At 59.5% G+C, this 13,991-nt stretch carries 10 protein-coding genes; 1 reads left to right on the forward strand and 9 read right to left on the reverse strand.

Annotated features, from left to right (window positions below):
- The coding region (locus tag AC1RJ3_RS08160) for a DUF5801 repeats-in-toxin domain-containing protein (protein WP_493078314.1) at positions 1-2,581 on the forward strand (2,581 nt) is incomplete at its 5' end.
- Between the two features lie 114 nt (positions 2,582-2,695).
- On the opposite strand, the gene AC1RJ3_RS08165 is transcribed toward AC1RJ3_RS08160, so the two are convergent.
- The 9 genes from AC1RJ3_RS08165 to pqqC all read right to left on the reverse strand — a co-directional run bounded on the left by AC1RJ3_RS08165 (position 2,696) and on the right by pqqC (position 13,965).
- Entirely contained in the window at positions 2,696-3,412 is a 717-nt protein-coding gene (locus AC1RJ3_RS08165) for a response regulator transcription factor (RefSeq protein ID WP_347929765.1), read from the reverse strand.
- 500 nt (positions 3,413-3,912) lie between these two features.
- On the reverse strand, positions 3,913-5,304 hold the full coding sequence (locus AC1RJ3_RS08170; protein WP_493078317.1) for a TolC family outer membrane protein: 1,392 nt from the start codon (positions 5,302-5,304) through the stop codon (positions 3,913-3,915).
- Positions 5,301-6,626 (reverse strand): HlyD family type I secretion periplasmic adaptor subunit, encoded by a 1,326-nt coding sequence (locus tag AC1RJ3_RS08175; protein WP_493078642.1) that lies wholly within the window; start codon positions 6,624-6,626, stop codon positions 5,301-5,303. Before AC1RJ3_RS08175 ends, AC1RJ3_RS08170 begins: the two co-directional genes overlap by 4 nt.
- Positions 6,595-8,385, reverse strand: coding sequence for a type I secretion system permease/ATPase (locus AC1RJ3_RS08180; RefSeq protein WP_493078319.1), 1,791 nt, complete (start codon positions 8,383-8,385; stop codon positions 6,595-6,597). Before AC1RJ3_RS08180 ends, AC1RJ3_RS08175 begins: the two co-directional genes overlap by 32 nt.
- Positions 8,386-8,858: 473 nt before the next feature.
- Positions 8,859-10,586, reverse strand: coding sequence for a PAS domain-containing hybrid sensor histidine kinase/response regulator (locus AC1RJ3_RS08185; protein ID WP_054596937.1), 1,728 nt, complete (start codon positions 10,584-10,586; stop codon positions 8,859-8,861).
- Positions 10,570-11,733: an alcohol dehydrogenase-like regulatory protein ErcA gene (gene ercA / locus AC1RJ3_RS08190; protein ID WP_054596936.1), complete on the reverse strand. Its 1,164-nt coding sequence runs from the start codon at positions 11,731-11,733 to the stop codon at positions 10,570-10,572. Before ercA ends, AC1RJ3_RS08185 begins: the two co-directional genes overlap by 17 nt.
- Positions 11,734-11,823: 90 nt before the next feature.
- Entirely contained in the window at positions 11,824-12,966 is a 1,143-nt protein-coding gene (gene pqqE, locus AC1RJ3_RS08195; protein WP_493078322.1) for a pyrroloquinoline quinone biosynthesis protein PqqE, read from the reverse strand.
- Positions 12,944-13,216 carry a pyrroloquinoline quinone biosynthesis peptide chaperone PqqD gene (gene pqqD / locus AC1RJ3_RS08200; RefSeq protein ID WP_493078324.1) on the reverse strand — a complete coding sequence of 91 codons (273 nt, stop codon included), beginning with the start codon at positions 13,214-13,216 and terminating at the stop codon, positions 12,944-12,946. Before pqqD ends, pqqE begins: the two co-directional genes overlap by 23 nt.
- On the reverse strand, positions 13,213-13,965 hold the full coding sequence (pqqC, locus tag AC1RJ3_RS08205) for a pyrroloquinoline-quinone synthase PqqC (protein WP_493078326.1): 753 nt from the start codon (positions 13,963-13,965) through the stop codon (positions 13,213-13,215). The genes pqqD and pqqC overlap by 4 nt, the downstream gene beginning before the upstream one ends.
- Positions 13,966-13,991: the final 26 nt, after the last annotated feature.

Here is a 13,991-nt window from a genome sequence, read left to right on the forward strand (position 1 = left end):
AGCCGGGGCCTCCGGGCTCACGGACACGGCCACCGGTGAAGCGGTGAACCTGTCGCTCAACGGCACCGTGGTGGAAGGCCGCACAGCCACGACCAACCTGCTGGTGTTCACGGTCAGCGTGGCCGCCAATGGCGACGTCACCCTCGACCAGCTCCGCGCAATCGTGCATCCCGACACCACCAATCCTGACGATTCGAAGAGCCTGAGCTCGGACAATCTGGTAACGCTGACGGCGACCAAGACCGATGGGGACGGCGACAGCGCTCATGCCACCCTCAACATCGGACAGAACCTGGTGTTCAAGGACGATGGGCCAAGCATCAGCACCACCGGTACCGAGCCGACGCTGACGGTCGACGAGTCAAACCTGGCCATCAACGCCACGCAGAACTTTGCCGCCAACTTCAACTCGGCGTATGGCGCTGACGGTGCAGGCACACTGACCTATGCGCTGGGCGTGGTAGCCGGGGCCTCCGGGCTCACGGACACGGCCACCGGTGAAGCGGTGAACCTGTCGCTCAACGGCACCGTGGTGGAAGGTCGTACGGCCACGACCAACCTGCTGGTGTTCACGGTCAGCGTGGCTGCCAATGGCGACGTCACCCTCGACCAGCTCCGCGCAATCGTACATCCCGACACCACCAATCCTGACGATTCGAAGAGTCTGAGCTCGGACAATCTGGTCACGCTGACGGCGACAACGACCGACAAGGATGGCGACAGCGCTCATGCGACCCTCAACATCGGACAGAACCTGGTGTTCAAGGACGATGGACCAAGCATCAGCACCACCGGTACCGAACCAACGCTGACGGTGGACGAGACAAACCTGGCCATCAATGCCACGCAGAACTTTGCCGCCAACTTCAGTTCGGCGTATGGCGCCGACGGCGCCGGCACACTGACCTATGCGCTGGGCGTGGTAGCCGGAGGCTCCGGGCTCACGGACACGGCCACCGGTGAAGCGGTGAACCTGTCGCTCAACGGCGCCGTGGTGGAAGGCCGCACGGCCACGACCAACCTGTTGGTGTTCACGGTCAGCGTGGCTGCCAATGGCGACGTCACCCTCGACCAGATCCGGGCGTTGATACATCCCGACGCCACCAATCCCGATGACTCGATAACTCTGAGTTCGGACAATCTGGTGACGTTGACGGCGACCAAGACCGACAAGGACGGCGACAGCGCCCATGCGACCCTCAACATCGGGCAGAACCTGGTATTCCACGACGACGGCCCATCACTGGCGTACGGCAACCTGGTCGGAACCGGTAGCACCCTTGCGCAATACGGGTTCTGGGATCATTCAACCGGAGCCGACGGGCTAGGTGCAACCGGCCTGGATATTTCGTTGGTGAATGGCCAGTTCACCCTCGTCAGGCCAGACCACACGACCACGACCGGGACCGGCACGCTCACCGAGCAGGCGTCCTCACCGGACGCCAATGGCGCGTTCCATTTTGCAGGAACGTTGACCGGTGATTTCGACAACAACGCCGCAACACCGAACACCAGCGTCGACTACACGCTGACCGCTTTTGCGAATGGCACCTATGCACTGGATCTGGTGCAAGGCTTCAGTTCGACAATCGTGCTCAGCAGTGCCGACGGCTCGCTCTCTGCCGGCGGCCCGGATCCAGTGCGCACATTGGTAATTCCGACGACGAATCCTTCGGGATCTGAGGATGTTGTCTTCTTTTCCGCGAAGGCGCTCGCATCGACTTCGGACATCCTGACCGGTATCGGGCTCGGAGCTCCCGACCCCACCGAGGCCCAGCTACAGACCAATCCCCTGCCGTCGTACATCGACCCGGCGGCCATGAACGTCAGTACGTCCGGCATCGGCGTCGGCAATAACCTTCTCCAGGGAGACAACCTGGTGGCTATCGGCGCTGCCGATGAAAGTTTCGTCATCAATCCCCAGACCCTGCTGACGGGAATGAAGGTTTTTATCGACAACTCCGTGGGGGGTTACGACCCGGCGACCGAGGACCTGTACTACAGGATCTACTACGAGGATGGCACGTTTTCGAACCTCACCAAGGTGAACACCCTGACGCCAGAGGCCGGTGGAGAGGTGTCCTTCCTCGTTGAGAAGCAGGGATCGTCGTTAATCGATGCAGTCCAGCTCACGATGGGCCGGGGCGCAGTCAAGATCCCGGTGATCCAGTTCATTCAGCAAACCGATAACCTTGCCAGCGATGTCAAACTGTCGTTCAACGCGAAGCTGACGGACAAGGATGGGGACTCGGCGACGAGTACGTTTAACGCCAACCTGTTCGCCAATGACCCGCACAACGCAACCTTCGACTACACGCTGGTTGGCACGACCGGTGTGAATGATGCCTTCAACGTCGATTTGGCAGCCAATGAGAACAAGTACCAGATCACTGGGTTCGATGTGAACCCAGGCCAGAGAGACACCCTGGTGCTCAACGGCGACCACAACGCTACTGTCCAATCGATCGACAACACAGGAGCAAACAGCGTCGTGACGGTTGCCGAGTCTGGCGGACAAATAACGACCATCACCTTGGTCGGGATTGATCTTCAGGCTAGCGACATTGTTTTTGGCGCCTGATACATCGCGCGCGTGAAAAAATGCGAGGGTGGCGTAGGAGCCACCCTCGCATTGCTTCCAGCCGTTCTAATATGAAATCCGAACGATCGTATCCGCTGCGAACGCTTGAGGAGTTCAATCCAATTCCACCCAAGTAGACTCGGGCGGTTCTTCGTTGTTGGTGAGCCCGTGCTTCATCGCGTACATCAGCAAGTCGATGCGGTTGATGAGATCAAGCTTTTGATAGATGTTGCTGAGGTGGTTGTGCACAGTGTGCTCGCTGATGCCCAGGCGCTCGGCAATGCACGTGTATTTAGCGGACGGGTCCCCCACGATGGCGCGAATCAGTTCCCTCTCGCGCAATGTCAACCGCGCCTGTTTCGCCTGCTCCAGATTACATCTGCGGGGGACATACCTGGTTGTGGCATAGCCGGAAAGCCCACCAGCCCAGGCTCTGTCCAGTCCGATGTCGTTATGGTAGACCTTGATAATGGCTTGGGTGATCGATTCCGTCGGGTCTTCCGCCAGCACGATGCCGCGTGCGCCCGCCTCTATCGCCTGGGCAACGGGGACGGATTCGTACAATCCCTTGAGCACCAGCACTTTCATTTCGGCACTGCGAGCGAGTCCCGCGACGACCGCCAGCGGGTTCAGTGCATCCGGAAAAAAACTGAAAAAAATGACATCGGGACGCAACTGATCAGCAAGATTCAGCGCATGGGTATAGGTGGTGGCCTGGCCGCTCACTTCCATCTGGGGCTTCTTGGCATTGATCAAGTCGTGAAGGCCCATGAGAACGAGGGGACGACAATCGATCAGCATCACGCGTATCGGTTTTCTGTGGGCTGGCATTACGCGATTCCCTTGAAAATGAACTATGGCCCCCACTGACCTTCCTGGATCAACAGCTCGCTCACCTGACCAACGCGATTGAAGGACAGGTGCGAGCGCCGACAGGTGATGAAGTTCTCCCTCGAGCCGCTCAACTGAGTCTAGGCCAGCCCAATATACTGCCTGCCGTCCATCCGCCAGGCGTAAACGTTAGCCTCATGCGGATAGCCCGGCCGATGTCTGCCCTCACTCCTCGAAAATCAAGGTCTTAGGATTGTCACGGGCGACCTGCGACCAAAGTCTGGTCTCGATCAGAGTCGTCAATTACTCGACGAGTGGTGTGCAACCAAGCGCAACAGCAACGCAATCGTCAATTTCCCGGCGACAATATTTCTCTACGAGCCAAACCTTGGCGAAATCAGCAAATAGTACGGACCTCACCGCCCTGCTGGTGCGAAATGGCAACTGGCGCCCGCACCAGTCATGCAAGTGAGTCTCGCCGCGTTTTTTGCCTTGCAGGATCAGGGAGATGTGGGTTTTTGGCTGGAGCTGCCGGGGCTCAACCAGGCATTAACATTCTCGACACTCTCGGCAGGCGGCTTTCCCGCCCAGCGATTGAGCGTCAAGACATTGCTGACGAAATCGTATTGCGTCTTGAGCAGATCACGACGAGCCCGGAACTCGTTGCGTACGCTGGTCAGTACATCGACGGCATTGACCATACCGTAAGTGAGCGCTTTCTCTACTGCCACTCTGGACAGCTGTGCCGAAGCCAGGGCATGCCGGCTCGCGCTGACCTTTTCTCCGCTCGAGTTGGCGGTCAGGTAAGCGCTGGTGATCTCCTTGACCACCCGGCGCCGGACCGATTCCAGTTGCTGCTCGGCCGAAATCTGATCCTGGTAGAGCCCACGCACCCGCGCCGAGGTTGAGCCGCCGCTGTAAAGCGGCACTTGCAAGCCAATACCGGCAACATAACTGTCGGTGCGCGGCACCAGGGCATTGTTGTAGCCCTCGTTGGTCCGCTGCGCGCTCAGAGTCAGGCTCAGGGTCGGATAGTGCCCGCCTTTCCCGCTGCGCAACGCAGCGCCCGCCGCTTCGACGCTGCTTTCGTTGGCCTTGAGTGCCGGGTTTTGCGCTACCCCCTCGCGGACCCACGCTTCAAGACTCTGCGCTGATATTCGTAATGGAACATCGTCGCGAACGCGACTGAGTTTCTCCTTGACGGGACGGCCAACGATCTCCGCCAGCGCCTCCCGGCTGACGCTGACCTGGTTCTGGTTATCCAGCTCCTGAGCAGTCAGCCCATCGACCCTCGCTTTGAGGTCGAGCTGATCGGTAATCAATGCCAACTGCTTTTCGTACAATGCATTGACTCGATCCAGACTCTTTTGCGTGGTCCGAAGTTCGGCCCGGGTCAATTCCAGTTCGTCCTCGGCTGCCAACGCAGTGAAGTAACGCTGGGCCAGTTCCACCGTAGCTTCGGCCTGAGCCTCCAGCGCTTCGGACTCGGATTGTCTGGCCAGACTCTTGAGTTTTTGGTAGTTCTCCCACGCGGCCTTGTTGTAGAGGTACTGACGCAACACCAAGCTGTAGCTTTCGCTATCAAAACTGCGCTGCAGCAGGTCGTTTTCCTGGTGAATCCGATTCGCCCCTGCATTGAGCGAGACTTGCGGTAACAGCGTCCCCATCGCTTCCCTCTGGTATTCCTTGCCCGCCTGCGCTCGTGCATACGAGGCCAATATCCGCGGGTCCTCCAGCCGGGCCTCGCGATACAGCTGCATCAGATCGGTGGAGAACGCCGAGGCACTGACCCCGTTCGACGCCGACGCAGCGGATTGCGCCAAGGCAATATCGATTCCCAGTGCAAGCATGAGCAGACCGCCTGGCAGAGCTGCAAGCACTCGCACGGTCATTCCTCGATCATCGACTGAGAGAAGGCGTTACGGGCCGGCTGCATCAGGTAGTGCAACAGCGTGCGTTGCCCCGTGATGATCAACACATCCGCTGGCATTCCCGGCAGTAATTTGCGCTCACCCAAGGCGCGCGCACCGGCGTCGGTGACCCGGACCCGGGCCAGGTAATAGGGAGTCCCGGTCTTTTCATTGACCAGCCGGTCTGCCGAGACACTGCTGACCACGCCTTCGATCACCGGCGTCGTATAGCTATTGAACGCGCCGAAACGGATATCGGCACGCTTGCCGATGGCGATGCGATCGATATCGACGGGCGCTACCTGGGCCTCTATGACCAGCTCTGAAACCGAGGGAACAATATCCAGCAGCGGTGTCGCCGGGCGCACGATGCCCCCGATCGTATGCACCGTCATGCCAATCACCATACCTGGATCGGGTGCGCGGATGATGATATGGCTGAGCCGGTCCTCCAATGCGGAAGCTTTCTCTTGCAGGTCGTAAATCCTGGTCTGAACCTCGGCCAATTGTTTGGTGACGTCGGCATTGAAGTCTTTATCGATTTGTAGAATCTGCAGCTGTGTTTCGTTGATCTGCAGGCGAGTCTTGGTAATGGTGGAACGGTGTTCGACCATTTCGGTCCTGAGCATTTCGAGCTTGCGCTGCTGCTCAAGCAGACGTTGTTTGTCAACGAACCCTTGGGACAACAGGTCACTCAATTCAACTATTTCACCGCTGTAGGATTTATCCAGATGCCCCTTGGCACCGATCATCGCCTCCATCCCTTTGATATGTTGATTCAACTGACCAATACGCTCTTGCAGCACCGATATCTGGCCCAGCCGTGATCCCCGTCGTGCGTTGAATACCTGTGTCTCGCTCTGGCGCGCTTCGGCACCTCGCAGACTGTCGGGATCGGGCATGGTGCCAAAGCCGATTACCGACAGATTGTCCCGCTCAGCTCTGAGTCTTGCCTGCATGGCACTGGCTGCAACGAGCTGACTTCGGGTCGTCTCGTATTCGAATCGCAACTGGGCATCATCGAGAATAATCAGCGGGTCATCACGCTTGACGATGTCACCGTCATGGGCCAACACCTCTTTGACGATGCCACCTTCGAGGTGTTGAACCGTTTTTCGGTAAGCCTGCACGGTGACCACGCCAGGCGCGTAGGCAGCGCCATCGAGTGGTGCGAGCGCCGCCCAGGTGCCGAACAGTCCGAAAGTGACCAATACAATGCCAAAACCCAGACGACGTACTTTCCGGTCAGATACCGCCAGGTCAGCGAAGCTATCAATTTGATGACTGGGAATCGTACGATTCATCGACATCGCCCTTACCGGTAGCAACCGAAGCCGTACTTGCGACGGCTGCTTGCGCGGCATGCTTTTGCGCCTGCTGCTGCTGCTGCGCGTTTAGTTCGTCCAGCACGTTCTTGCGTGGCCCATAGAGACTGATAGCTCCACCGTTCATCACCATGAGCCGGTCAAGTTGGGACACGATGTTGGTTCGGTGGGTAATCACAAAAACGGTTGCGCCTGTCAGCTTGAGCTGCTGGATGGCCGCCGCCAGGGCGCGATCACCGACATCGTCGAGATTGGAATTGGGTTCATCGAGGATAATCAGCCGCGGGTTGCCATACAGGGCACGGGCCAGGCCTACGCGTTGGCGCTGCCCTGCCGAAAGCATGACGCCATCGCTGCCAATGACGGTGTCATAGCCATCCGGCAACATCAAAATCATTTCGTGAACGCCAGCCGACCTGGCAGCCAGAACGACCTTCTCGGAATCGACCTCGGCGAAGCGGGCAATGTTCTCGCTGATGCTGCCTTCGAATAATTCAATGTCCTGAGGCAAGTAACCTATATACGGCCCAAGCTCATGTTTGTCCCACGCGCTGATATCCGCACCATCGAGCCGAACCACGCCATGCAGCGGCACCCAGACCCCCATCAATGCCCTGGCCAGGGTGGACTTGCCCGCAGCACTTGGACCGATGATTCCGACAACACAGCCGGCAGGTACGCTGAAACTCATGTTTTTGATGATCGGGGTTTTCGAGCCGGGCGCCGCGACGATTAAACTTTCTACTTGCACGTGCCCCTGAGGCGCAGGCAATGACATACGTTCGGGCTGAGCCTGTTGTTTGCCGAGGATGTCGTTGAGACGACCGTACTGCGAGCGGGCGGCAATAAAGCCCTTCCAGCTGCCGATGATCAAATCGATGGGGGCCAATGCGCGCCCTAGCAGCACGGACCCGGCAAACACCATGCCGGCCCCCACCTGATGATCCACGGCCAGGTACGCCCCCAGGCCAAGGATCAATGATTGCACCAGGATCCGGAAGGACCTGGAAAGCGTGCTGACTATGGCACCCCGATCGCTCGCCCAGGCCTGCAGAAAAAGGACGTTTCTTTGCCGGCGCGCCCAACGGTCCATAAGGGTTTCAAGCATGCCCATGGACTCGATGACTTCAGCATTACGCAGATTTTTAGTGGTATGGAGCGTCGCACTTATATGTTCCTTGTTAGCCTGAGCGAGCGCCGGCCCTGTCAATTTCTCATTGATAAACGCAAGCAGTAACAACAACAGCGCACTGCCTATCGCTACCCAGCCAAACCAGGGATGAAACAGGAACATCACAGCGATATAGATAGGCAACCAGGGCGCATCGAAAAAGGCGAACAATCCATTACCGGTGAGAAACTGTCTCAAGCCCGTCAAGTCGTTGAGCGACTGGGCCGAAGCATCCATGCCGCCACTTTCCAGAGCCCGTTTGAAACTGGCCTTATAGACTTGGCGGCTCAGCAACACATCCAGCCGTGTACTGACCCGAACCATGATGCGCGAACGAACCCACTCCAGGGAGCCGAGCGTGACCACCAGTCCGGTCATGATCAGCGTCAGCATTGCCAGGGTGGTCAGACTTCCGCTGGTTATCACTCGCCCATACACCTGAAGCATATAGAAAGTAGGAACAAGCATTAATGCGTTAATGAATAAGCTGAAAAAACCAACGGAAACAAAGCTGCTCCTACAGGCTTTCAACGCATTTTGCAGACTATTTTCAGGTGGGCTTCGCATTGAAACTCCTGATAGAAAAGTCATCTTTCGTGGAGATTAGATCATGCCAAACGACTGTGCGTAGCAATTGGCGATATCGCCTCAGGCAACCAGAACTATCCCTGCCAAGCCCCGTCGGTGAAGAGTTCAAGCTACAAGCTGACCGGAGTCAATCATGTGCGTTATCGCAATCTGGCTACTGACGGGTCGGGAACTGTGCAAGCGCAGCAACAGGCTGCCCGGCAGCAAGTGGACGTTCTGAAAGCTGATCTGGAAAAAGCCAGGGCAGCGCTTGCCTGTGCGCATTCGCATCGATCCCGATCAGCCCGCTGCGGCGAAGCTGCGAGTCGGTATGTCCGTCACACCGAAAATCCGTATCGATCAATGACGTCATCAAATGGCCAAGAGACGCTGGCGATCGCGCTTAACGACCTCTGAAGATTTCTATCGGGCCGGCTTGATCGCTTGATCGAAAGCAGAGCTCGGATCGGGCGCTACCCAAGCAACTGACTCAACGCCGCTCGCAGCTTTCCGGGTTTGACCGGTTTGTTCAGCAGCGGCGCGCCGAGTCGTTGCAAGGAGCGGCGGCACTGATCGCTGCGGTCTGCGGTGATGATCACGGCGGGAATGGCGGCGGCGAAATGCTCGCGCAGGTGGCGAATCACGTCGCAGCCGATGACCCCATGGTCGAGATGGAAATCCGCCAGAATCAATTCCGGTGCCCGCCCCTGCAAGGCCAGCAGCGCACCGCTCTCGTCGGTTGCCGTCACCACCTCGCAGCCCCACTGGCCGAGCAATGCGCTCATGCTCTCGAGGATGCTCACTTCGTTATCCAGCACCAGCAAACGACGGCCCGGCAGAGGGTTGCCGGTACTCGGCTGCGGCGCCGCCTGATGGATGGGCAGCGGCACTTGCTCGCCGATCGGCACCTGAATGCTGAACATCGAACCACGTCCCGGCAACGAGCGGACCTCGACTTTGTGTTCGAGAATTCTCGCGATACGCTCGACGATAGCCAGCCCCAACCCGACGCCCTTGCGGTCGGCGGCACGTCCGACGTCCAACTGGTTGAACTCCAGGAAAATCGAGTCCAGACGGTCGGCCGGAATACCGCGACCAGTGTCCCAGACTTCCAGGCGCAGGTTCTTGCCACGTCGCCGGGCGCCCAGCAGGATGCTGCCCTGCTCGGTGTAGCGACAGGCATTGCTGAGCAAGTTACGGATGATCCGCGACATCAGCCGCAGGTCGGTGTGGATGGCAAAATTGCCCATGTGTACCCGCAGGTTCAACCCGGCCGCTCCGGCCACCGACTGGAACTCCGAGACCAACGGGCCCAGCAGTTCATCGAGGCGATACAGGGCGATGTCCGGTTTGACCGCGGCCTGATCGAGACGGGAAATATCCAGCAGATCGGTGAGCAGGTCTTCGGCGCCTTCCAGTGCCTGATGGGTGCGTTCGACCAGCACCTGTTCAACACTGGGCAACGGGCGTTCGCGTAAAGTGGAAATCAGCAGGCGCGCCGCGTTCAACGGTTGCAGCAGGTCGTGGCTGGCGGCGGCCAGGTATTTGTCCTTGCTGTTGTTGGCTGCCTGCGCTGCATCCCGGGCATCGCGCAAAGCCTGTTCGACCTGCTCACGCTGGGCGATCTGCTGTTGCAGGTTGCGGTTGGCTTCGAGCAATTCATCGGTGCGCGCAGTGACCCGTTGTTCCAGCTCATCGTTGAGCGTCTGCAAGCGTTGCTGGGCCAATTTGCGCTCGGTGATATCGGCGACAAAACCTTCCACCAGGCCCTCCTGATCCGGCTTGAGCAGCAGGTTCATCAACACATCGATGTGGCTGCCGTCCTTGCGTCGCAGCTGGGTTTCATAACCCAGCAGGCTGCGTTGAGCTTGCAGGGTCTCAGCGATGTCCTGCACTTCCTGCGCATCGCCGACGAACAACTGGCTTGCCAGATCGGCTCGGGAGAACAGCACTTCCTGAGGCGTCTCGTAACCCAGCATGTGCGCCAGCGCCGGGTTGGCGGCGAGCATGCCCTGTTGCAGGCTGGCCTGGAAAATTCCGTGGACAGCGTTTTCGAACAACCATTTGTAGCGGTTGCGTTCGGCTTCCAGCTCGTCGAGACGGGCCGCCAGCTCCGGGTAATGACTCTTGCGCGCCGAATGATTGCCCAGCCCCAGCAATCCGGTCAGCGCCCGTTGTTGCTCGTCAGAGGGCTTCGCCATAGACGACCTCGACATCACGCTGGCTGGACTCGCGGGGGTTGGTGAGAATGCACGGGTCATCCATCGCATGCTGGGACAGGAACGGAATGTCAGACGTGCCGACTCCGTGCAGTCCCAGGGTTTCGTGGAAGCCAATGGCGTGCTTCAGCGCGATCAGGTGCTCCACCAGGCGCCCACAGATCTGTCGATGATTGAGGCCGCGGCAGTCGATGCCGAAGGTCTCGGCAATCACTTTGAAACGCTCCGGTGCCGAGCTGTAATTGAACGCCACGACATGTTCCACCAGCACCGCGTTGCACAAGCCATGAGGCAGGTCGAGGAAACCGCCCAGGCTGTGCGACATGGCGTGCACCGCACCGAGAATCGCGTTGGAGAACGCCAGGCCGGCCTGCATGCTGCCCAGCATGATCTTTTCGCGCAGGGCGATATCTGTCGGGTTGGCGATCATCTGTACCAGATTGCCGTTGATCAGCCGCATGGCCTCCAGCGCATGCGGGTCGGTCAACGGGCCGTGACCGGTGGAGACGAATGCCTCGATAGCGTGCACCAGGGCATCGATGCCGGTACAGGCCGACAGAAACGGGTCCATGCTCAGGGTGGTTTCCGGGTCGATCAGCGACACGTCCGGCACCACCGCCTTGCTGACGATGGAGAACTTCATCCGCTCCTGCTGGTTGGAGATGATCACGAACTGCGAAACATCCGCCGAGGTGCCGGCGGTGGTGGGGATCAGGATCAGCGGCGGGCTCGGTACGCGGATCATGTCCACGCCCTCGAACTCGAGAATGCTGCGACCGTGGGCAACGACGATGCCGATGCCCTTGCCACAGTCCATGGGGCTGCCGCCGCCTACGGCGACGATCACATCGCAGTGGTTTTCACGGTAGATTTCGGCCCCCAGCATGACTTCTTCGACCCGCGGGTTGGGCGACACGGCGCTGTACAGGCAATAGTCGATGCCGAGGGCCTGCAGGCTGGCCTCGACATCGGCGACCCAACCGGCAGCGATCACGCCGGGGTCGCTGACCACCAACACCTTGCGCGCGCCGAAGGTCTTGGCATAGTTGCCGACGTTATGCCGGCAGCCGGCACCGAAGATGATTTCAGGCGAAACGAATTTACGCAGCTGGCTAAGATTCTGGCTCATTGGAAAGCCTGTTTTTATTGTTTTGGAAGGTAATAGCCAGCCTAAAGCATCCCGCTGCGAATGCAATCAGACCAAAGGGTAGCCCGCGCCTCAGCCGCGAAAGATCAACTGCGACGCCTTCTCGTTGCGCAAGGTCAGCTGCTCGATCCCCTGCCCCGGTGCTTCGGCTTGCCGGCGGGCCTCGAGGATCTTGCCATGGTGCGGTGACTTGCTGCACACCGGGTCCGCATTCGCGGCATCGCCGGTGAGCATGAACGCCTGGCAACGGCAGCCACCCAGGTCCTGGTGTTTTTCATCGCAGGAACGACAGGGCTCGGTCATCCACTCATCGCCGCGAAAGCGATTGAAACCGAAGGAGTCGTTCCAGATGTGCTCGATGCTGTGGTCGCGCACATTGGGAAACTGCACCGGCAACTGACGGGCGCTGTGGCACGGCAACGCGGTGCCGTCCGGGGTGATATCGAGAAACAGGTTGGCCCAGCCGTTCATACAGGTCTTGGGGCGTTCTTCGTAGTAGTCCGGGGTGACGAAGATCAGCTTGCAGGGGTGACCCTGCTGCTCCAGACGCTGGCGATACTCATTGGTAATGCGTTCGGCACGCTGCAACTGCTCACGGGTCGGCAACAGGCCGACGCGGTTGAGTTCGGCCCAACCGTAGAACTGGCAGGTGGCCAACTCGACGAAATCCGCCTCCAGCTCCAGGCACAGCTCGATGATCTGTCCGATCTGGTCGATGTTGTGCCGATGGGTGACGAAGTTCAGCACCATCGGATAGCCCTGGGCCTTCACCGCCCGGGCCATCGCCAGCTTCTGGGCGAATGCCTTGCGCGAGCCGGCGAGCATGTTGTTGACCGCCTCGTCGGCGGCCTGGAAGCTGATCTGGATATGGTCCAGTCCGGCCTCCTTGAACTGCCGGACCTTGCGCGTGGTCAGGCCGATCCCCGAGGTGATGAGGTTGGTGTAATAGCCCATGTCCCGGGCGGCCTTGATCAGCTCGGCAAGGTCCTGGCGTATCAACGGCTCGCCACCGGAAAATCCCAGCTGCGCAGCGCCCATGTCCCGTGCCTCGCGGAACACGCGGATCCACTCGGCGGTGCTCAATTCCTCACCGTGCAGGGCGAAGTCCAGGGGATTGGAGCAATACGGGCACTGCAACGGGCAGCGATAAGTCAGTTCCGCCAGCAGCCACAACGGCGGGCCCGGACGCGGGTCATCCGATCCAGTATTGAGCATGGGCCACCTCCAGGAACGCCAGCACATCTTCATCGATCCCCGGCACCTCGGGGAAACGCGCCGACAGCAGCTCGATGATCGACGCCACATTGCGCTGACCGTCCACCAGGCTGAGGATCTCGCCGGCACTGCGATTGAGTTTGATCATGCCTTCCGGGTAGAGCAGCACATGGCAATCCTGACGTGCTTCCCATTGCAGGCGAAAGCCACGGCGCAGTGCCGGTTGCAGGTGACGTTCGATGCCGCTCACAGGACAATCCCCCGATGCCAGACCGCCTCGCGGGTGACGCTGTGGTACGGCGGACGTTCCAGTTCATAGGCCATGCTCATGGCATCGAGCATGCTCCACAGCACGTCGAGCTTGAATTGCAGAATCTCCAGCATCCGCTGCTGCCCCTCATGCGTGACGTAATGCGCCAGGGTAATGCGCAAGCCATGTTCGACATCACGCCGCGCCTGACTCAGGCGTGTGCGGAAATACTCGTAGCCGGCAGGGTCGATCCACGGGTAGTGCTGCGGCCAGGCGTCGAGTCGGGATTGATGGATCTGCGGTGCAAAGAGTTCAGTGAGCGAACTGCTGGCGGCCTCCTGCCAACAGGCGCGGCGGGCGAAGTTGACGTAGGCATCCACCGCAAAGCGCACCCCCGGCAGGACCATTTCCTGAGAGAGCATCCGCTCACGCGCAATGCCCACCGCCTCCCCCAGCCGCAGCCAGGCCTCGATTCCGCCTTCGCTGCCGGGCACGCCGTCGTGATCGACAAGGCGTTGCAGCCACTCCCGACGCACCTCGCGATCCGGGCAGTTGGCCAGAATCGCCGCGTCCTTGAGCGGGATGTTCAGCTGATAATAAAAACGATTGGCGACCCAGCCCTGGATCTGTTCACGCGTGGCCCGGCCTTCGTACATCGCCTGATGGAACGGATGGTGAATGTGGTAATAGGCGCCCTTGGCGCGCAGTGCCTGTTCGAACTCAGCGGGAGCCAGTGGTGTGTCGGTCATTTCGGTTCTCCGGGGGAACGCTGCGG

Source organism: Pseudomonas sp. GW822-FHT04C11, from assembly GCF_058800905.1.